14 protein-coding genes are annotated in these 20,581 nt (G+C 65.1%); 5 read left to right on the top strand and 9 right to left on the bottom strand.

Features of this window, described 5'->3' with window-relative positions:
* Window positions 1-37: 37 nt before the first annotated feature.
* The 5 genes from CU_RS07680 to CU_RS07655 all read right to left on the bottom strand — a co-directional run bounded on the left by CU_RS07680 (window position 38) and on the right by CU_RS07655 (window position 4,705).
* Entirely contained in the window at window positions 38-1,645 is a 1,608-nt protein-coding gene (locus CU_RS07680; RefSeq protein WP_012360768.1) for a solute symporter family protein, read from the bottom strand.
* Between the two features lie 49 nt (window positions 1,646-1,694).
* Window positions 1,695-2,072, bottom strand: coding sequence for a DUF485 domain-containing protein (locus tag CU_RS07675; RefSeq protein ID WP_081477616.1), 378 nt, complete (start codon window positions 2,070-2,072; stop codon window positions 1,695-1,697).
* A 274-nt stretch (window positions 2,073-2,346) separates the two neighbouring features.
* A complete protein-coding gene (locus CU_RS07665) occupies window positions 2,347-3,036 on the bottom strand; it encodes a dihydrofolate reductase (RefSeq protein ID WP_012360766.1) in 690 nt (229 codons plus the stop codon).
* A complete protein-coding gene (locus CU_RS07660; protein ID WP_012360765.1) occupies window positions 3,036-3,857 on the bottom strand; it encodes a thymidylate synthase in 822 nt (273 codons plus the stop codon). Before CU_RS07660 ends, CU_RS07665 begins: the two co-directional genes overlap by 1 nt.
* Before the next feature lie 59 nt (window positions 3,858-3,916).
* Window positions 3,917-4,705 (bottom strand): 3'(2'),5'-bisphosphate nucleotidase CysQ, encoded by a 789-nt coding sequence (locus CU_RS07655; protein WP_012360764.1) that lies wholly within the window; start codon window positions 4,703-4,705, stop codon window positions 3,917-3,919.
* Between the two features lie 35 nt (window positions 4,706-4,740).
* Here CU_RS07655 and CU_RS07650 point away from each other — a divergent pair, with 35 nt between their 5' ends.
* From CU_RS07650 to CU_RS07635, 4 genes are all read left to right on the top strand, one after another.
* Window positions 4,741-9,834 carry a DEAD/DEAH box helicase gene (locus tag CU_RS07650; RefSeq protein ID WP_012360763.1) on the top strand — a complete coding sequence of 1,698 codons (5,094 nt, stop codon included), beginning with the start codon at window positions 4,741-4,743 and terminating at the stop codon, window positions 9,832-9,834.
* 58 nt (window positions 9,835-9,892) lie between these two features.
* Window positions 9,893-10,765 (top strand): DNA-formamidopyrimidine glycosylase family protein, encoded by an 873-nt coding sequence (locus CU_RS07645; protein ID WP_012360762.1) that lies wholly within the window; start codon window positions 9,893-9,895, stop codon window positions 10,763-10,765.
* Window positions 10,766-11,189: 424 nt separating this feature from the next.
* Window positions 11,190-12,083: a hypothetical protein gene (locus tag CU_RS07640; protein WP_012360761.1), complete on the top strand. Its 894-nt coding sequence runs from the start codon at window positions 11,190-11,192 to the stop codon at window positions 12,081-12,083.
* The gene (locus CU_RS07635; protein ID WP_012360760.1) at window positions 12,083-12,706 is read left to right on the top strand and encodes a hypothetical protein; all 624 of its coding nucleotides are present in this window, start codon (window positions 12,083-12,085) and stop codon (window positions 12,704-12,706) included. Before CU_RS07640 ends, CU_RS07635 begins: the two co-directional genes overlap by 1 nt.
* 160 nt (window positions 12,707-12,866) lie before the next feature.
* Here the strand turns inward: CU_RS07635 and CU_RS07630 are convergent, their stop codons facing one another.
* The 4 genes from CU_RS07630 to pgi form a co-directional block, all read right to left on the bottom strand.
* Complete coding sequence (locus CU_RS07630) at window positions 12,867-14,354, bottom strand: NAD(P)(+) transhydrogenase (Re/Si-specific) subunit beta (protein WP_012360759.1); 1,488 nt, start codon at window positions 14,352-14,354, stop codon at window positions 12,867-12,869.
* Between the two features lie 3 nt (window positions 14,355-14,357).
* Window positions 14,358-15,911: a Re/Si-specific NAD(P)(+) transhydrogenase subunit alpha gene (locus CU_RS07625; RefSeq protein WP_012360758.1), complete on the bottom strand. Its 1,554-nt coding sequence runs from the start codon at window positions 15,909-15,911 to the stop codon at window positions 14,358-14,360.
* 256 nt (window positions 15,912-16,167) lie between these two features.
* Window positions 16,168-16,941: a glucosamine-6-phosphate deaminase gene (gene nagB, locus CU_RS07620; protein WP_012360757.1), complete on the bottom strand. Its 774-nt coding sequence runs from the start codon at window positions 16,939-16,941 to the stop codon at window positions 16,168-16,170.
* A 63-nt stretch (window positions 16,942-17,004) separates the two neighbouring features.
* The gene (gene pgi, locus CU_RS07615) at window positions 17,005-18,699 is read right to left on the bottom strand and encodes a glucose-6-phosphate isomerase (RefSeq protein WP_012360756.1); all 1,695 of its coding nucleotides are present in this window, start codon (window positions 18,697-18,699) and stop codon (window positions 17,005-17,007) included.
* 258 nt (window positions 18,700-18,957) lie between these two features.
* Here pgi and CU_RS07610 point away from each other — a divergent pair, with 258 nt between their 5' ends.
* A complete protein-coding gene (locus CU_RS07610) occupies window positions 18,958-20,523 on the top strand; it encodes an NAD-dependent succinate-semialdehyde dehydrogenase (RefSeq protein WP_012360754.1) in 1,566 nt (521 codons plus the stop codon).
* The last annotated feature ends 58 nt before the right edge of the window (window positions 20,524-20,581 follow it).

Raw genomic sequence — 20,581 nt, 5'->3', positions numbered from 1 at the left:
CTGGGCTTATCCAAGGCGAGGAGCCTAGGGGAGTGGCTTAGTGGTCGACCGGAGCCTCCACACCAACACCGGTGAGGGAGCGAACCTCCATCTCGGACTGCAGCTTCGGATCCTCGTCACCCTTGCCAAGGTAGGTGCCCACGATACCGGCGATGAAGCCAGCTGGGATGGAGACCAGACCCGGGTTAGTCAGCGGGAACCACGAGAAGTCCACGTTCGGGAACATCGCGGTCTCTGCACCGGAGACAGCCGGGGAGAAGAAGATCAGGACCAGCGCCACGCCCAGGCCGACCCACAGGGAGGCCACGGCGCCAGTGGTGTTGAACTTCTTCCAGTACAGGGAGTACAGGATCGTCGGCAGGTTAGCGGATGCAGCGATGCAGAACGCCAGGGAGACCAGGAAGGCCACGTTCTGGTCCATCGCCAGGATGCCCAGCGCGATGGAGACCAGCGAGATCACGACCACCGTGATGCGGGACACGCGGACCTGCTCCTCCTCCGTTGCCTGACCGTTGCGCAGCACGCCGTTGTAGAAGTCGTGTGCCACGGAAGCAGAAGCGGTAATTGCCAGGCCAGCGACCACAGCCAGCACCGTCGCGAAGGCGACCGCGGAAATCAGGGCCATGAAGATCGGGCCGGCCAGCTCCATTGCCAGCAGCGGCGCGGCGGCGTTCGCGCCACCCGGCGCGTTCTTGATGTCCTCCGGGGAGAGCAGCGCGGCAGCGCCGAAGCCCAGGAACAGGGTCAGCAGGTAGAAGGAGCCGATCAGGACGATCGCCCAGGTCACGGACTTACGTGCTTCCTTCGCGGTCGGAACCGTGTAGAAGCGCATCAGGACGTGCGGCAGGCCAGCGGCACCAAGTGCCAGGGCCACACCCAGGGAGATGAAGTCGAACTTCGTTGCGGTCGTCGCGCCGTACTTCTGGCCAGGCTGTAGGATCGCCGGGTCACCGTGAGAGTTCACCGCGTCAGCGAAGAGCTGGGAAAGGTTGCCCTTCCACATCACAGCGATGATCAGGAACATGAAACCAACACCGGCGATCAGCAGAACCGCCTTGATCATCTGCACGTAGGTGGTGCCCTTCATGCCGCCGATGAGGACGTAAGCCATCATCACCAGGCCGACGACCACGACGACGACGGCCTGGGCAGTCTTGGAGTGCAGGTCCAGCAGGACGGAGACCAGGGAGCCGGCACCGGCCATCTGAGCGATCAGGTAGAACAGCGAGGTGAACAGGGTCGCGAAAGCTGCGGCCACGCGCACCGGGCGCTGCTTCAGGCGGAAGGAGAGCACGTCCGCCATGGTGAACTTACCGGTGTTACGCAGCGGCTCGGCGACCAGCAGCAGGGCGATGAGCCATGCAACGAAGAAGCCGATGGAGTACAGGAAGCCGTCGTAGCCCGTGAGCGCAATCGCGCCGACGATGCCCAGGAAGGACGCCGCCGAGAGGTAGTCACCCGCGATGGCCAGACCATTCTGGGTACCGGTGAAGGACGCGCCACCCGTGTAGAAGTCCGTCGCGGACTTCTGTGGCTTGGCGGCAGCCTTCGTCACGATGTACATCGTCACCACGATGAAGGCGACGAACACGCTGATGTTCAGGATCGGGTTTGTCTTCTGCGACGCAGCAAGAATGAGATCCATAGTGAGACCTTTCCTTTTTTAATCCGTGGGTGAGCGGGGCGCGGTGCCGCTAGCCCTGGGAAGCCTGGCTGGCTGGGGTTGCGGGGGAGCCTTCGAGGGACTCGCGAACATACTGGGCGCGGGGCTCAATTTCGCGGTCTGCGTACTTCACGTAGAGGTACGTGATCAGGAAGGTCGTAATGAACTGGCCGAAGCCGAGGAGCACGCCGAGGTTGATGTGTCCCCAGATCTTGATCCCCATGAAGTCCGGCGCAAACATCGCCAGGCCGACGTAGAGGACGAACCAGACGATGAAAAATACGGTCATGGGAAAGGTGAACCCGCGCATTTTTGAGCGAAGTTCCTGGAACTCGGGTGATTGTTGCGCGGCGACGAACTCATCGGGCGTGGGGATATGCCGTTGCGCGGGGGTGGCCGGCTGGGTCAACTCTTTCTCCCTTCCTGGGGACTGTGCAGATCTTCACGTTTTGCTACGGCCGCAGGACCGAAGCTTCTGTGATTACCATCACAATTCTTTTGCGATTGCGAAAGAATCTACCGTCATCTAGAGCTTTTTCCAAAGTTTCCAATGGGAAACTTTCAACTTTATAGATACCCTTTATGAAAATTTCCGCCAGACCTGCAAAAACGCCGATCGCAGAGAAAAACCCGGCCATATGGCCGGGCTGATTCCTACCCCCGTTGCATCCCCCGTGTAAGACCTACGCCTTCCGGCGCCACGTCTCGAATCGGTAGCGCAACCCGTTCGGCTCCTCGTCGACCGGGTGGCCCTTATCCGATGCGAACCACTCGGAACGCTCGACCGTAAAATCTGACTCATCCATCGCCGGGGCATAAACCTGGAAACGCTCCGGAGCAACCATGTCGATCTCCGTGATCACCACCCGGTCCGCGATCGGCATGCACTGCGCGTATACCTGGCCCCCACCCAGGATCCATACGGTCACCCGGCCGTCGTCCTGCAGCGCCTCCGACGCCGTCTCCGGGACCTCGCCGCCCGACCCTTCTCCGCGGGCAAATGCCGCGGCCGCTGCGATGCCGTCCTTAATGGAAGCGACCACGTGACCACCGGGAGCCGAATAGTCGGCCCTACGGGTGATGACGAAGTTCTCGCGGCCCGGCAGCGGGCGGTACTTGCCCAGCGCCTCCCAGCTCGTGCGGCCCATCACGACCGGATAACCCATCGTGGAGTTCTTAAAGTGCTTCAGGTCCTCCGGCAGATACCAGGGCATCTCCGCCCCATCGCCGATGATGCCGGCGGTTGTTTCAGCCCAGATCATCGCGATCTCCACCCCTTCCGGGACGTCCTCCCGGGTCAGGGTGGGGTAGTCGCCCTCGCGGTAACCACTGGGGCGCTGTTTATTCTGGACGCCAAACTCCGAAACTCCCATTACACAGCCACCTTTGCCTTAATCACCGGGTGCGGGTCGTAGCCCACGAAGTTCACGTCCTCGAAGCCATAGCTGAACATGTCCTTGGCCTTAGTCAGCTCCAGCTGCGGATAGGGGCGCGGTTCGCGCGAAAGCTGCAGCTCCACCTGCTCGCGGTGGTTGTCGTAGATGTGGCAGTCCCCACCGGTCCAGATGAACTCGCCGACCTCCAGGCCCGTCTGCTGGGCGAACATGTGGGTCAGCAGCGAATAGCTGGCGATGTTGAATGGCACGCCCAGGAACATGTCCGCGCTGCGCTGGTAGAGCTGGCAGGAGAGCTTCCCATCGGCCACGTACAGCTGGAACAGCAGGTGGCAGGGCGGAAGCGCCATGTTCTCCAGCTCCGAGACATTCCACGCGCTGACGATGTTCCGGCGGGAATCTGGGTTCTGCTTCAGCATCTCCAGTGCCTGGGAGATCTGGTCGATATGGCGGCCATCCGGGGTCGGCCAGCTGCGCCACTGCACGCCGTAGACCGGGCCCAGGTCGCCGTCCTCATCGGCCCACTCGTTCCAGATGCGGATGCCGTTATCCTGCAGCCAGCGGACGTTGGAGTCCCCGGAGAGGAACCACAACAGCTCGCCGACCACGGACTTCACGTGCACGGACTTCGTCGTAATCAGCGGGAAGGACTCCGCCAGATTAAAGCGGATCTGCTGACCGAACAGGGACGTCGTGCCGGTGCCGGTGCGGTCGTCCTTCTTGGCGCCCTCCGCGAGGATCTTGGAGAGCAGGTCCTCGTAGGGCGTGGCGATGGTGGGGGAAGTTTGAGCCTCTGACATGCCTCATAGTCTAGGCAAAAGGGCCACAGCTCAGCCAGTTGCCCGCCACCGGGTAGGTGCTAGAGGAACTTCTGGATGCTCGCCAGCAGGTCCTCGGCGATTTCCTTGCGACAGATTACCAAGTCCGGCAAGTACGGATCCGGCTCGTTATATGTCGCGGGCGATCCATCCAGGCGGCTGCAGTGCAGTCCTGCTGCTAGGGCGACGCCGATCGGGGCGGCGTTATCCCACTCGTACTGGCCTCCGGCGTGGATATACGCATCGTTTTCCCCACGCACCACGCTCATGGCCTTCGCGCCGCAGGAGCCCAGGCGGGTGATCTCCATGCCCAGATCCTCGGCCACGTCTACCGCGATCTGTGGAGTGGAATTTTGGCTGATGACGAGGCGGTTGTTCAGCTCACCGAAGTCAGCCTTCACCCGGCCCTCCCGGTAGTCGGCCGCAGTGTAGACGGTGTGCATTTCCGGCATGCCGACCGCGGACTCGGCAACCTCGCCGTCGACCGCGAGCGCGATGTGCACGGCCCAATCATTGCGGGCGCTGGCGTATTCGCGGGTGCCGTCCAGCGGGTCGATCACCCACACCCGGGACTTGTTCAGGCGGGAAGGGTCGTCCTCCGCCTCCTCGGACAGGATGGCGTCATCGGGGCGGTGCAGGCTCAGCACACGCGCGATCCAGGCCTGGGCGACCTTATCGCCTGACTTACCGAGCCCGTCGGAGTCCACCAGGAGGGGGTCGGGCGCACCAGCAGTGCGAATACTGGTGAGGATATCCCCGGTGCTGCGGGCCAAACGGGCGCAAAGAGTGGCATCATCGAGCGCGTCGCCTGGGCCTAGTCCTTGTGTCATGGTCTACACCTTAGCGCTTCTGGTTGTATGTACTCATGCCCTCCGCCGACTTGGATCAATTTCATGCCCCAGTAGCCGCGTGGTTCCGGGACGTGTTCCACGAGCCGACGGTTGTCCAATCCCAGGCGTGGCGGGCCATTAGCGCAGGGGAGAACACCTTGGTCGTTGCTCCCACCGGTTCCGGTAAGACGCTGGCGGCGTTCCTGTGGTCGCTCTCCGAGCTGACACGCACGGGTGTGCTTTCCCATCCCTCCGCGGATCAGACCGACCCACAGACCCCCACCCGCGTGCTCTACATCTCGCCGCTCAAGGCACTCGGAGTGGACGTTGACCGCAACCTCGCCGCCCCGCTGGCAGGTATCTCGCGCACCGCCGCGGCGATGGGGGAGGACGTCGCCCCGGTCCGGGTGGGTGTGCGCAGCGGGGACACCCCGCAGTCGGAGCGAGCAAAGTTGCTGCGTAACCCGCCAGAGATCCTCATCACCACCCCGGAGTCCCTGTACCTCATGCTGACCTCGAAGGCGGCGGGGACGCTGCGTGGGGTGGATACGGTCATCGTAGACGAGATCCACGCGGTGGCCGGAACCAAGCGTGGCGCCCACCTGGCCCTCTCCCTGGAGCGGTTGGAGCTGCTCACCGGGCGGGCGGTGCAGCGCATCGGGCTATCGGCGACGGTGAACCCGGTGGATGCGGTGGCCAGCTTCCTCGGCGGCGACCGCCCAGTTACGGTGGTTAACCCGGCGATCAGAAAGGATTGGGACGTCCAGGTCCGCAGCGTGGTGCCGGACTTCCAGGATCCGCCGGTTGCCGAAGACCTCGACGCCGCGCGCTACGAGGACCCGGCCAGCGGGGACCAGGAGGGCGTCGACGGGAGCCAGAGCGCAGCCGGTGTCGTAGAAGGTGGCGGACCTGCGGAGGGCGATGGCGCTGGTGATGAAGCCCTGATCGACGAGGCGCTCGTCGGCCCCAGCCTCATCGGCGAAGGGCTGGGTGGCGCCTCCGGCCTGGGGTCCGGGGCACGGGTGGCCAGTGGCGTCGATAAGGAATCCGCCCTCCCGCAACAAAAATCTGTCTGGCCCCACGTTCAGCACGCCATCTATCAGCAGGTCATGGCGAACCGGGCAACACTCGTCTTCGTGAACTCCCGGCGCGCGGCTGAGCGGCTCACCGGGGCGCTCAACGAGCTGTGGGCCGAGGAGCACGACCCGGAGTCCATCGCCGCTCCCACCCGTCGCGACCCCGCGCAGCTCATGGCGCAATCTACCCGGGTCACCGGCGTACCGGCCGTCATCGCTCGCGCCCACCACGGCTCGGTATCCAAGGAAGAGCGCGCAGATATCGAGGCAGCGCTGAAGTCCGGGACCCTGCGCTGCGTGGTCGCCACCAGCTCCCTGGAGCTCGGCATCGACATGGGCCTGGTGGACCACGTGGTGCAGGTGGGTGCCCCACCCTCGGTGGCTTCTGCGGTGCAGCGCTGCGGCCGCGCCGGGCACACCGTGGGCGCGACCTCGCATGCTACGATTTACCCGCTGCATAAGCAGGACGCCGAGGCCGCCACCGTCATCACCCAGCGGTTGTACGCGGGCGAGCTGGAACCGCTGCAGATCATCACGAACGCCCTGGACGTGCTCGCGCAGCAGACGATTGCCGCTGCGGTGCAGGCCCAGCTGGGTTTCACGAATCCGCCGGCCGGCGCGGAGGCCGGGGCGTTGGCGTCGGAAAATGAGGAGGCACAAGCACCACACGGGACGCTGGACGTGGAGCGCTGGTGGCATGCGCTGCGCCGGGCGTACTCCTATGCAGCGCTGCCACGGGATGCCTTCGACGGCGTGATCGAGCTGATCAGCGGGCACTATCCCAGCACCGACTTCGCGGACCTCAAACCTCGGGTGGTGTACGACCCGGCGGCGGGAACGCTCCAAGCCCGCCCTGGTGCCCAGCGGCTGGCGGCCACGAGCGGCGGAACGATCCCGGACCGCGGCATGTTCGGAGTCTTCCTCGCCGCCGGTGAGGAGGGGGCCCGGCGCGTCGGGGAGCTCGACGAGGAGATGGTGTACGAGTCCCGGGTCGGGGACGTATTCACCCTCGGGGCCTCCAGCTGGCGGATCACGGAGATCAACCGCGACCAGGTCATCGTCGTGCCCGCGGCGGGCCACACCGGGCGGTTGCCGTTTTGGGTCGGCGACGCCGCCGGCCGGCCAGTGGAACTGGGCACCGCGATCGGTGAGCACCGCCGGCAATGGGGCAGCGGCACCGTGGGCGACCTGCACGCGGCCCCGTTCATCTGCGATAACACCCGGGAAAACCTGGACGGCTACTACCGGGACCAGAAGGAGTCCACCGGGATACTGCCGGACGAGCGAACCCTGCTGGTGGAGCGTTTCCGGGACGAGATCGGCGACTGGCGGGTGATCGTCCACTCGCCCTATGGGCGTGGGGTTAATGCGCCGTGGGCGATGGCTCTCGGGGCGGTGCTGCAGCGGGAGACCGGGATCGACGCGATGGCCGTGGCCGGTGACGATGGGCTGGTGTTGCGTCTTCCGTATTCCGAGGAGCCGCCAGGGGCGGACCTGCTGCTGGGGCAGTTCTTCCGGGAGGCCAGACCTGGAGTCGGGGAGGGTGCTGCTGGTGGCAGCGCCGGGGATCGGAAGGATGATGCAGGCTGGGATGGAAGGCAGCCGGCGGAGCTCTCCGAGGTTGTGCTGGCCGATGTGATGGATAACGTGGGCAGCTCCGCGCTCTTCGCGGGGCGTTTTCGAGAATGTGCGGCTCGAGCCTTGCTGCTGCCCCGACGCAACCCGGGCAAGCGGCAGCCCCTGTGGCAGCAGCGGCAGCGCGCTTCCCAGCTGCTGGATGTGGCCCGGGAACACCCCGAGTTCCCGATCATGGTGGAGAGCATGCGCGAATGCCTCCACGACGTCTACCAGCTGAATGCCCTCACCGAACTGTTGAAGAAGCTTGGTGTACGCGGCGGCAGCTCTGGCGTGCGGGTTGCGGAGGTCACCACCGAGGGGCCGAGCGCTTTTGCCGAATCCTTGCTGTTCACCTACACCAGCGCGTTCATGTACGAAGGTGATTCCGCGGAGCGGGCCGCCGCGCTGGCGGTCGACCCCGCGCTGTTGGCCAAGCTGCTGGGCAAGAGCGGCGACGGTCTCCAATTGGACCCGGCGGTGGTCACGCGGGTGGTGTCGGCAGCCCAATGGCTGGCCGATGGTCGCCAGGCCGGCACTGCCGAGCAGGCCATCGACATGATCCGCGCCCTTGGCCCCCTCACCCGGGAGCAGGTCAGTCAGCGCCTGGTGCCGGAGAATCGGGATGCAGTGCTGGCGGAACTGGCGGAGCTTGTCCCGCAGCGCCTCGCCGAGGTGACCTTCGGCGGGGCCAGCCGCTGGGCGGTCGTTGAGGATATGCCGGTGCTCCGCGACGGGCTCGGCGTGCCCGTCCCACCTGGCGTGGCCGCCGATCCTGCGCAGGTGGATGACGCCATCGACCAGCTGGTGCTGCGCTTCATGCGACACCAGGGTCCGGTGACCCCTGCCCGCGTGGCTGCAGAGTTCGGGCTGGGTGCAGCCACCGCCGAATCTTTGCTGAAACGTTGGATCGGCCAGCGCCGGCTTGAATCGGGCCACTTCACCGCAGGTGGCGGTGAGGGTACAACCGAGCAGGCTACGGAATATATCGACACCGGCATGCTGCGTCGCCTGCGCTCGGCCACGCTCGCCGCCGCCCGCGGGGCCGTGGAGCCAGTCAGCCCGCAGACCTATGCGGAGTTCCTCGTGGACTGGCATGGGGTAGGCAGCTCCGAGCGGGAGGAGCTCGGCGAAGTCATCGAACAGCTCGCCGGGGTCGCACTGCCCACCAGCGCCTGGGAAACCCTGGTGTTGCCCAGCCGGATCCCGGACTATCAGCCAGGAGATCTCGACGACCTGCTGGCCACCGGGGAGATCATCCTGCGCGGGGTGGGGACCGCGGGGACTAATGACGCCCTCGTCAGCCTGCTGCCCGCGGACATCGCTCCGCTGCTCATCGACGAGCCGGCGGAGGCCCCGCAGCTCTCGATGGTCGCCACCCAGCTGTTGGAACACATGTCCGGTGGCGGGGCTTTCCTCGCCGCCGAGCTCACCCGGGCTACGGGCGCGGCCTATCAAGAAGTCGACGACGCCCTGTGGGAGCTCTTCGACTGTGGCCTCATTGCTCCCGATGGTTTCGCCGCGCTCCGGGCGAGGTTGACGTCCGGAAAACAAAGTGGTGCCACCGCCCACCGGGCACCCCGCCGCAACCGCGGGAGGGGATCGGCGCGGCGGCTGCGGATGGGGCGCAGCAGTTTTGCGCAGATGGCCGGCAACGAGTCGATGGACCGCATCCGGCAGCGGCGCCAGGCGATGAACGCGCACCAGTCGGTGCCGGGGCGCTGGGCAGCACTCGCCCCGCTGCTAGAGATCGATGTGACCGACGCGGAGCGTGCCCTGGCCCGCAGTGAGGCGTGGATTGATCGTTATGGCGTGGTCACGCGCGGGGCTGTGATGGCGGAACATCACGCCGGTGGTTTCGCGGAGGCCTACCGGACCTTGAGCGCCTGGGAGGATTCCGGCGCGGTGCTGCGCGGATACGTCATCGAGGGCCTCGGCGGGGCGCAATTTGCCCCGCACGCGGTGATCCGGCAGCTGCGACAACTGGAAGACCACGGTGCGAACCCTCAGGCGGATGGCACGCCCGCCAGCAGGGCGGGGGACGGGCCGGTGCTGCTGGCCGCCGGTGACGTGGCCAACCCTTACGGTGCGGCCCTGCCGTGGCCTAGCCTTGACGGCGAGCCCGCCCGGCTGACCCGGGGTGCGGGAGCCTTCGTGGTGCTGGATCGTGGCCGCTTGGTCGCGCATTTCACCCGGGGTGGCAGGACGCTCACCGCCTTCGACGCACCAAGCATGGCCGACGACACCCCGCCAGGAGCCATCAGCCAGCCGACGATCGACGCCATCATCGTCGCGCTGAGCAGTACGATTCGCGCCGGGCGGCTCTCTCCGGTCACGATTGACAGGATCAATGGCGCATCCGTGATGGATTTGCCCACCCAGGGCTGGATCGCTGCGGGGGCGCGGCTCACCCCGAAGGGTCTGAGCATCCGCGGCTAACGGCCCAACCGAGCAAGCTCAGCTGAGCTAGAACCCCGAGACCGGAAGGAGGCGGGCAATGCCCGAGGGAGATTCCGTCCTGCAGTTGGCCAATAGGCTCAAGTGGATGCCCGGCCGCGAGGTGCTGCACAGCGACTTCCGGGTGCCCGCCCTGGCCACCGCCTCCATCACCGGTGAGCGGATCCAGGCGGTCTGGCCCTATGGAAAGCACTTGTTCATCCAGGCAGGGGAGCAGATCCTGCACACTCACCTGAAAATGGAGGGGGTATGGGCCATCCACGCGGCTGGCAGCCGCTGGCGCCGCCCGGGGTACACCGCCCGGGTCGTGCTTCACTTGAGCCCCCAGCATCCGAGCGGGCCGCCCATCGAGGTCGTCGGCCACGAGCTGGGCTTCGTGCGCCTGTATCCGGCCCGAGACTACCCCGCCGTGGTCCAGCACCTGGGCCCCGACATCCTGGACCCCTGCTGGGCCAGCGAAGAATTCCGGGACACCGGCCGGACGGGGCGAGACGAGGCCCTGCGACGGATCCTGCGCCGCCCCGACCGGAGCCTGGGGGCCGCATTGCTGGATCAACGCAATGTCGCCGGTATCGGCAATGAATACCGCGCCGAGGTCATGTTCCTCACCGGCCTGCACCCCGCCGTACCCGTCGGCCGGGTTGGGGAGGAGAAGGTGGCGCAGGCGCTGGACCTGGCGCGTCGGGTGATGTGGGAGAACCGGCTGGAGCCACACCGGGTGTTCACTGGTGACCGGCGCCCCGGGATGGGCACCTTCGTTTTCGGCCGCGCGGCGAAGCCCTGCCGACGCTGCGGGGAAACAATCGAACAGTCCACCCTCGGGGGGCGTTTCGCAGGCGGGGACCCGGTACTGGACGCCGGGGAGTTGGAACGCATCATCTGGTGGTGCCCGCACTGCCAGCCGGGCGTTTAAGGCCTAGCCTCCCCTCCCGTTAGCTCCCCCAGGTTGGGGTAGAGCAGGCTGTTTTCGCGGGTTAGGAAAAATTTTCAGGGAATTTTTATCTGAACGATTCAGTACTGTGTGACGCGCTGCTAGCTGGGTTCACTGCTCCGCGAGCGTGTCATGTCACGCATGTATTCCGTAGTCGTTGAACGATATCTATTGATATCGACTTATGCATGCGAGCTGTAAATCTGAAGCGTGTGGGCTCCTCGGTTGGGGGAGTGCTAGGGGTTCGTGGTCTGTTTTAAGAGGGCTCTTAGGGGTGATCTCTGGTTAACTTTGAGGTTTCACTCCATTAACCAAGTGGCTGTTCGAGGGTGGTTATCGTATCGGTGCCGCTAACACAGAGTCAGCGTCATGCAGTCAGCTTTACACCGAGGAGGAGAATTCTTTCGTGTTCACCCGCAAAACCTCGACGGCCGGTAAGTGCGCCGCCGCAGTAGCAACTCTCGGCCTCGTGGCCACCGGCTTGGCCGGCCAGGCCCAGGCAGACACCCTGAACGATCACTACCCGGAGACCCCCAAAACCAACGTTGACCTGCCGATCGTCAACACCTACCACGGTAGCGACCACATCAAGGCCAATATCCTCAACCCGCGCCCAGTGTGCAACTCTGGGGAGGACTTCCGCACCGTTGTCTACAAGGTCAAGGATAAATTCACCCCGGCCGGCACGATCTCTGCGACCAACGGAACTGCCGACACCATCCCGCTGACCCAGGACCTGTCCAAGTCCCAGTCCATCCAGCTTTCCGTTAAGGGCGACCGGACCTCCACCACCACCGCCAACCTCGGCGGCGGAGCCAGCGGGGACAAGGGCAACGTCTCCACCGGTATCACCTACTCCCTAGCCAAGACCCTGGGCTTCGAGGCCTCCTACTCCCTGAGCTGGGAAGTCGGCCAGAGCATCGGCCCATACGACGTTCCAGCTGGAAAGACCGGCGAGGCGACCTACGGCTTCCGCACCATCACCATGACCGGCACCCAGCAGTACTGCAAGCCGAACGGCACCTGGTCCACCCCGCGCAGCTGGACTGCACTCACCCCGATCAAGAACCAGGTCAATGTGAAGCTCTATGAAAACCCGGCCGGCGCTGCCGAGGGCGCGAAGGTCGAGGAAGGTACCGAGCCTCAGGGCGAGCCGGTGGAGGTCCAGGAGGATGCGAAGCCGACCGAGGGCGAGACTCCAGAGGCCGTGACCAAGGAGGCAGAGCCAGAAAAGGCCGCCCAGGCTGAAGAAATCGCCGCTAAGTCCGAAACCACCACGCTCGAGGAAGAGGAAGCCTAATGCAGAAAACCAAGAACTCCCTCCGCCTGGCCACCGCAGGCCTGGCCACCGTCGCCGCGCTCAGCGGAATCGGCGGTGCGGTTGGTGCTGCCACCGCGCAGGAAGAAATCGACCAGGACTTCTCCCACGCCGCTGCGTCCAACCAGGCCGACTATGACCTCGAGCCGTACTTCCAGACCTCCGGCGCCAAGGCGAAGGGCTTCGCCGGAACCGTCGTCCTGAAGTTGAAGAACGTCGGCAGCCAGCGCTACTACCAGGACTATCCGCTGACGACCTTCCGCATCAACGTGAAGACCGACAAGGGCCCGGAGGGCGTTGACCGCCTCATCACCCCGCGCGGCATGAACGGTGCGCACATCTTCGATGAGGGCTTCGACCCGGAGACCTCCACCCGAACCTTCACCGTCACCCTCTCCAACCCGATTAACGCCGGCGATACCGCGACCGTCGCGGCCCTGGACTTCGGTGACGGCAACACCAAGGAAGGTCGCCTCTACAACTACCTTGAGGTCACCCAGACCGGCCGCCACAAGGAGGACACCGCCACCGCTAACGACGAGCAGGTGGACTCCCGTGAGCACACGGTCACCGATACCGGCAAGAAGAACGAGGGCCTCTTCTAGCCCCCATCCCGACTGGGGGAGTGGCCTTCGCCACCCCTAGAGTTCCGGATCGTTGTCCCTTTAGGGACGTCAAAATCCCCGCCGATGCTTGTCGCATCGACGGGGATTTTCTCGGTGCACCACCCGGGTGGGTGGCGCGGTCACCGCGGGGTTCCCAGGCTTAGTTGCTGATCCCTGCGGCCAGCTTCTCGATGGATGCCTTCGCATCACCGAGCAGCATGTCGGTGTTCTCGTTGAAGAACAGCGGGTTCTGCGCACCGGAGTAACCGGCACCCATGGAACGCTTCAGCACGATCACGCGCTCAGCCTCCCACACCTTCAGAACCGGCATGCCGGCGATCGGGGAGCCCGGCATCTCAGCGCTCGGGTTGACCGTATCGTTCGCGCCGATGACCAGGACCACGTCGACCTCGTCGAAGTCGTCGTTGATCTCCTCCATATCCATGACGATGTCATAAGGGACCTTCGCCTCAGCCAGCAGGACGTTCATGTGGCCAGGCAGGCGACCGGCGACCGGGTGGATACCGAACTGGACAGTCTTACCCTGGTCGCGCAGCTTGCGGGTCAGCTCAGCGACCGTGTACTGCGCTTGGGAGACAGCCATGCCGTAGCCCGGGGTGATCATGATGTTCTTCGCGTCCTTGAGCATCGCGACAGCCTCGTCGGTGTCGATCTCGGTGTGGGTGCCGTCGACACCCTCCGCGACCGCGCCACCGTCGGTGCCGAAGCCGCCCAGCAGGACGTTCAGGAAGGAGCGGTTCATCGCCTGGCACATCACGTAGGAGAGGAATGCACCGGAGGAACCGACCAGCGCACCGGTGATGATCAGCAGCGGGTTCTGCAGCATCAGACCGGTGAAGGCAGCTGCCCAGCCGGAGTAGGAGTTCATGATGGACACGACGACCGGCATGTCGCCACCGCCAATGGCAGCGACCAGGTGCCAGCCCATGAACAGCGCCAGGGCGGTCATGATGCCAACCGCGATCCAGGCGGTGGTGCCTTCACCCGCGAGGATGAACACGACCATGAGCACGAGGCTGATCACCAGGATGGCGACGTTCAGCAGGTTACGGGCCGGCAGCAGCAGCGGGGCGCCCTTGACCTTGCCGGAGAGCTTCAGGCCAGCCAGGATCGAGCCGGTGAAGGTCACGGCACCGATGAAGATGCCGAGGAAGACCTCACCCAGGTGGAAGTTGTAGGCGGCAGCACCCATCGAGTCGGCGGACTCGGAAACGAAGGAGTTGTAGCCGATGAAGACCGCGCCCAGACCGACCATGCCGTTGAACAGCGCGATCAGCTGCGGCAGACCAGTCATCTCGACGGAGTGCGCGCGCTTGATGCCGTAGGCCGCACCGAGGCTCATAGCCAGGGCAATGAGGACGACGGTGATGACCGGGTCCAGGGCATCGGAATCGGTGGTGGAGTGAACCACGGCCTGGAAGATGGCCACGGCGATGGCAACAGCCATACCGCTCATGCCCAGCGTGTTACCGCGCTTTGCGGTCTCCGGCTTAGAGAGGCCGGCCAGTGCCATGAGGAAGAGCACGGCAGCCACGATGTAGGCCAGGTTCGAGATCCGGGCCAGCCAATCCAGCAGCGTGGCGTTCTCGCCGGTCGCTGCCTGCGAAAGAATCAGAGTGGCAGTCATGGTTTATGCATCCTCCTTAACGAACATGCCGAGCATGCGGTCTGTGATGGCGAAGCCACCGAACACGTTGACGGAGGACACGACGATTGCCAGGAACGCGAGGACCGTAACGATGATATTGGGGCTGTTGACCTGCAAGATCGCGCCGACCAGGACGATTCCTGAAATCGCGTTCGTCTCGGACATCAACGGGGTGTGCAGGGTCGGGGTGACAGCGGAGATCACGTAGAAGCCCAGCACGATGGCCAGGGTCAGGACGACGAAGTTGCCGCTCATTCCCAGCGGGCTGACCAGGACGATTGCAGCGCCCAGTAGGATGGCGATGGCCAGACCGATCTTGGCGAAGGGGCCACCCATGAAGGCTTGCTTCTCCGGCTCCTCGGCGGCCTGCGTGTCCTGCGCGGGCTGCTGCTGCGGGGCGACGGACACGCTCACCGGTGGTGGCGGCCAGAGGACGGAGGTCTCCTGGCCGTCATTGAGGGTGACGGTGATGGTGCGGATGATCTCGTCATCCAGGTCCAGCACGCGCTGGCCGTCCTTCTCCGGCGTGATCAGCTTGAACAGGTTGACGATGTTCTGGCCGAACAGCTGGGAGGCCTGGCCAGGCAGGCGGCCCGCCAGGTCGGTGTAGCCAATGATGGTCACGCCGTTATCGGTGACGAAGACCTCGCCCGGCTTCGTCAGCGCGCAGTTACCACCGTTGGCTGCCGCCAGGTCGACGACGACGCTGCCCGGACGCATGTTGGCGACATCTTCCTCGGTGAGCAGCACCGGCGAGGTGCGGCCCGGAATGTTTGCGGTGGTGATGACGATGTCGGCTTCGGCGGACTGCTGGGAATAGATCTTCGCAGCGAGTTCCGCCTGGTCTTGGGTCATCTCCTTGGCGTAGCCGTCCTCGGACTTCTCGGCCTCTTCCTGGATGGCGACGAATTCCGCCCCCATGGACTCGACCTGCTCGCCTGCCTCGACGCGCAGGTCGGTGGCCTTGACGATCGCGCCCATGGAGTTGGCGGTACCGATCGCGGCCAGGCCAGCGACACCAGCGCCGATGACGTAGACCTTTGCCGGCGGCACCTTACCTGCCGCGGTGACCTGGCCGGTGAACAGTCGACCGAAGGCGTTGGCGGCCTCGATGACTGCGCGGTAGCCGGCGATGTTTGCCATGGAGGAGAGGACATCCATGGACTGTGCGCGGGAAATACGCGGCACAGCGTCCATCGCGAGCCCGGTGATGCCACGGTTGGCGAGCTCGTTGATGAGCTCCTCGTTGCGGCCTGGAGCCATGCGGCAGATCAGGGTGGCTCCGGAGCGCATGAGGTCGCGCTTCTCCTTGGGCGGGGTGTCGAGCGTCGTGACGATGTCCGCTTCCCAGACCTCCTCGCCTACGATGCTCGCGCCGGCCTCGCGGTAGAGGGCGTCAGGGTAGGCGGCGTCTTCGCCGGCACCTGCCTGTACTTCAACGTCATAGCCAAGCTTGATGAGCTTGCCGACCGTGTCTGGTGTGGCTGCCACCAGCGGCTGGTTCTCACCCGGCTCAACCGGAATACCGATACGCACTTTGTCTCCTGTGCAGTCTTTTGGGGGATGAACATTCCGGGCACTGATCGCAACGTAGAGGTGGCGTCGTGATCGTCCAGCGCGAGTGTGTGGTGATTCGCAAGAGCGACCCGAAAACATTGGGTCTATATTTATCCCCTTTTTGACGCTCTTGTTGTGCGCTTGGCGTATTTCCAGCAGAAAATATGCCAACGGGGGCACCCGATGCCTCGGGTGCCCCCGTTGTGGAAATTGCCGTTTTACCCCCGAAGTGGGGTTAGTATGCCTGCCACTCCGGACGGTTGGCATCCACGAAGCGGTAAAACTCGGTTTCCTGCAGCTGGGATGCCGCCGCCTCGTCCACGATGACAGTCGCGTGGCGGTGCAGCTGGAGCACGGAGGCCGGCATCATCGCGGACACTGGCCCCTCCACAAGCTTCGCCACCGCATCAGCCTTGTTTTCCCCCGTGGCGAGCAACAGTAGGTGCCCGGCGCGGCGGATCGTGCCCAAGCCCTGCGTGATCACGTGGATCGGAACCTGTTCGAGCGAACCGAAGAAGCGGGCGTTATCCCGCCGTGTCTGCGGGTGCAGCGTCTTCAGTCGGGTGAGGGAGTCGAAGGAGCTGCCGGGTTCGTTGAAGCCCACATGCCCGTTGGTCCCCACGCCGAGGAGCTGGATGTCGATGCCTCCGGCGGCCTCGATGGCCTCCTCGTACTCGCGACCTGCCTCATCGGTGCGGGGGTTCATCCCATCGGGGGTGTGCACTGCGCCGTCGGCGAAGTCCACGTACTGCGTGAACTCGTTGTAGATCGTGTAGTGGTAGGACTGCTCGTGATCCTCCGGCAAGCCCACGTATTCGTCCAGCAGAAAAGCCGTAGTGTTCGCGAAGCTCAGACCCTCGCGGTGCTTGGCGATGAGCTCCTGGTAGGTCAGCAGTGGGGTGGAGCCGGTGGCCAGCCCGATGTTCTTCCCCTCGGAGACGTAGCGGGCCATGATGGTGGCCGCGAGCTGCGCGACTTCTTTCGGGGTCTGCCGAATCACAACGTCCATGAGCAGGCGGTTCTTTCCAGTTTCGGTCGGCGCAGGTCATTGCGCCGATGGTGTTTATTGAGTCTAACCCTCGTTGCGGTGCTGTCGGTAAAAGCTGATCAGCGCGTCGGTGGAGCCATCCCCGGCTGCCACGTCAGCGGTGCCCCGTACCGCCGGGAGCAGATCGCTGGTCTGGAGCTTCCCGAACTCGACACCCCACTGATCGAAGGCGTTTATACCCCAGATCACCGATTGGACGAAGGTGATGTGCTCGTAGAGCGCGATCAGTCCACCCAGGGAGCGCGGGGTCAGCATGTCCGCCAGGATGGTGGTGCTGGGCTGGTTGCCTGGCATTTCCTTGTGGGGGATCAGCTCTTCCGGGGTACCTGCGGCGCGCAGCTCGTCAGCGGTGCGACCGAACGCCAGCACCCTGGTCTGGGCGAAGAAGTTTGCCATCAGCATGTCGTGCATCTTCGTGCCCTCGGGTTGGGTGGTGACCTCGCCGTGGGGGTTGCAGAACCCGATGAAGTCCGAGGGGATGAGCTGCGTGCCTTGGTGGAGCAGCTGGAAGAACGCGTGCTGGCCATTTGTCCCGGGCGCGCCCCAATACACCGGGCCCGTGGGGACCCCGACCTTGGATCCATCCAGGCGTACGGACTTGCCCAGCGACTCCATGGTCAGCTGCTGCAGGTAGTCCGGGAATTCGCGGAGGTCCTCGCTATAGGGCATCACCGCGTGGGACTGGGAGTCCAGAAAGTCGCGGTACCACACGCTCAGCAGACCCATCAGGGCTGGCGCGTTGGCGTGCATCGGGGCGGTGCGGAAGTGCTCGTCTACGTCGTGCAGGCCGGCTAGGAACTGGTCGAAGTCCTGCGGGCCGATCGCGGCCATGAGTGTGAGCCCGATGGCGGAATCCACCGAGTAGCGGCCGCCCACCCAGTCCCAGAAGCCGAACATATTTGCCGGGTCGATGCCGAACTCCGTGACGGCTTCGCGGTTGGTGGACACCGCGACGAAGTGCTTTTCGATGATGGCTTGCCGCTGCGCGCTCGTGTCCGCCGGCACACCGCGGCGCTCCAGCTCGGTGAGGAGCCACTGCTTCGCCGCGCGCGCGTTGACCAGGGTCTCCTGGGTGCTGAAGGTCTTCGAACTGATGACGAAGAGGCAGGACTCCGGGTCCAGGGCGTCCAGTGCAGCGCTGAGGTCGGCCGGGTCCAGGTTGGAGACGAAGTAGGGTTCGATGCCCGCGGTCCGGTAGGGGCGTAGTGCGGTGGCCGCCATGGATGGTCCCAGGTCGGATCCTCCGATGCCGATGTTGACGACTTGCTTGATGGTCCGCCCGGTGATACCCAACCACCGGCCGCTGCGCAGGTCGCGGCAGAAGTCCCGCATCCGACCGAGGACTTCGTGGACGTCCGCGGCGACGTCCACCCCGTCGACCTCGAAATTCTGGTCCACCGGGATGCGCAGCGCGGTGTGGAGGGCGGCACGGTTCTCGGTAGTGTTGACCGTAGCCCCGGCCATCATCGCGTCGCGGTACTCCGGCAGCCCCATCGCTTCGCCCAGCTGGACCAGCAGCTCCATGACGCGGGCGTCGGCGAGGTTCTTCGACAGGTCGATGTGCAGGGGGCCTGCCTGGATGGTCATGTCCTCGACGCGGGTGGCCTCCTGGTTGAAGATCTCCCGGAGGGTGGTGCCGACGAAGCTTTCCTTATAGTCCTGGAGTTCCTGCCACGGTGCGGTGCTGGTCACCCGCTGTGGGTTGGGTGGGATGCTCACTGCTTGAGTTCTCCTCGGGAGGTGCGTCGCCGGTGAATCTTGGACGTATCGTCACCCAGCCTAGTCGTCTCGGTGGCGGTCGCACGGTAGTGCCACAGCGTGCCCCGCGACATAGCTACCGGTGGGGCTGTGTACCCGCGCGGTGGTCGGTGTCTGATCCCAGCGACCAGCGCTGAAGCACGGTGGCCGACGGTCACGCCCAGCGGCCGCCGCTGAAGCACGGTGGCCGGCGGTCACGCCCAGTGGCACAGTGGAGGCATGGCTACTTCGGCAGAAAACAACACAGCACAGAACACCTCGAATCCAGAATTCTTCACCACCGTCACCGCCGGACCGCGGGAGATCACCGTCCCGACGGGGCTTTTTATTAACGGCCAGTGGCGCCACGGCGCGGACGGGGAGACCCTCGGGGTTACCGACGCCGCGACCGGCCAGGAGTTCGTGCGGGTGGCGTCCGCAACGGAGGGTGACGCCCGCGAGGCGATGGACCACGCTGCGAAGGCGCAGCCCGATTGGGAGAACACCAGCCCGCAGGAGCGCGCCGACCTGCTGCGCTCCCTGTATCAGCTGGTGCAGGACAATGCCGATGACCTGGCCTACCTGCAGTCCCTGGAGCTCGGTCGCGCGTTGAAGGACAGCCAGGGCGAGGTCGGCTACGGCGGGGGATTCTTCCGCTGGTACGCCTCCCGCGCTGAGGCCATCGCGGGGGAGTACCGCGTGTCCCCGGACGGCGGCAGCCGCATCATCACCCACCCGAAGCCGGTCGGTCCGGTTCTGGCGGTGACGCCGTGGAACTTCCCGCTAGCGATGATCACCCGCAAGCTCGCTCCGGCGCTGGCCGCTGGCTGCACCATGATCGTCAAGCCCGCACAGATGACCCCGCTGACCGCGCTCTACCTGGCCGAACTCTCCCGCCAGGCCGGACTGCCGGACGGAGTGTTCCAGGTCCTGCCGACCAGCACCGCGTCGAATGTCTCCGCCATTTTGGACGACGACCGCCTGCGCAAGTTCACCTTCACCGGTTCCACCGAGGTGGGCCAGGCGCTCGCGGCGAAGGCCGCCGAGGGCACCATCCGCACCTCCCTGGAGCTGGGTGGCAACGCCCCGCTCGTCGTCCTCGAGCACGCGGACATGGACAAGGCCGTGAACGCCGCCATCGACGCGAAGATGCGAGGCGCAGGGCAGGTCTGCATCGCCGCCAACCGCATCCTGGTTCACGAGTCCCTCGCCGAGGAATTCACCGCAGCGGTCACCAAGCGGATCGGCGAATTCGTTCTTGGCGCGGGCACCGATAGCGATGCCACCGCAGGCCCAATGGTCAGCGCAGAGCAGCGCGACAAGGTCGCAGACATGGTCGAAAAGGCCGTCGAGCAGGGCGCGAAGGTGGAGATCGGCGGCTTCACGCTGACCGAGGACTCCCTGGCGAAGCACCCGGAGCTCAAGACCACTGGTGAGCTGGACACCAACGGCTTCTGGTACGCCCCGACCGTCCTCTCCGGGGTCACCCAGGACTTCGAGATCGCCAACCAGGAGATCTTCGGCCCCGTCATGACCATCCAGACCTTCGCCGATGAGGACGAGGCCCTGGCCAACGCCAATGCCACGAACTTCGGCCTGGCCGGCTACGTGGTCGGCGAGAAGCTACAGGAGACGATGGCCTTCGCCGAGAAGATGGAGGTCGGCATGGTGGCCGTCAACAAGGGCCTGCTCTCCGACCCGGCCGCGCCCTTCGGCGGGGTGAAGCAGTCCGGCATCGGCCGCGAGGGCGGCTTCGAGGGCATCGAGGAGTACCTCGAAACCCAGTTCATCACCGTTTCCTACTAGGGCCGCTCCGGGGGAGTTCCCCCCCAACAGTTAAGGACGCCACCGCCTCGTGCGGTAG

The sequence above is a fragment of the Corynebacterium urealyticum DSM 7109 genome, from assembly GCF_000069945.1.
Taxonomy (GTDB): domain Bacteria; phylum Actinomycetota; class Actinomycetes; order Mycobacteriales; family Mycobacteriaceae; genus Corynebacterium; species Corynebacterium urealyticum.
The sequence above is the reverse complement of the archived record's forward strand: the minus strand, read 5'-3'. Positions and strand labels throughout refer to the sequence as shown.

Bases quoted from the DNA above. Each gene is read 5' to 3' on its own strand.
- nagB (WP_012360757.1), bottom strand. From the start codon at position 16,941: ATGGACGTTGTGATTCGGCAGACCCCGAAAGAAGTCGCGCAGCTCGCG.
- CU_RS07665 (WP_012360766.1), bottom strand. From the start codon at position 3,036: ATGGGAGTTTCGGAGTTTGGCGTCCAGAATAAACAGCGCCCCAGTGGT.
- CU_RS07645 (WP_012360762.1), top strand. From the start codon at position 9,893: ATGCCCGAGGGAGATTCCGTCCTGCAGTTGGCCAATAGGCTCAAGTGG.
- CU_RS07610 (WP_012360754.1), top strand. From the start codon at position 18,958: ATGGCTACTTCGGCAGAAAACAACACAGCACAGAACACCTCGAATCCA.
- CU_RS07635 (WP_012360760.1), top strand. From the start codon at position 12,083: ATGCAGAAAACCAAGAACTCCCTCCGCCTGGCCACCGCAGGCCTGGCC.
- CU_RS07680 (WP_012360768.1), bottom strand. From the start codon at position 1,645: ATGGATCTCATTCTTGCTGCGTCGCAGAAGACAAACCCGATCCTGAAC.
- CU_RS07650 (WP_012360763.1), top strand. From the start codon at position 4,741: ATGCCCTCCGCCGACTTGGATCAATTTCATGCCCCAGTAGCCGCGTGG.
- CU_RS07660 (WP_012360765.1), bottom strand. From the start codon at position 3,857: ATGTCAGAGGCTCAAACTTCCCCCACCATCGCCACGCCCTACGAGGAC.
- CU_RS07655 (WP_012360764.1), bottom strand. From the start codon at position 4,705: ATGACACAAGGACTAGGCCCAGGCGACGCGCTCGATGATGCCACTCTT.
- CU_RS07630 (WP_012360759.1), bottom strand. From the start codon at position 14,354: ATGACTGCCACTCTGATTCTTTCGCAGGCAGCGACCGGCGAGAACGCC.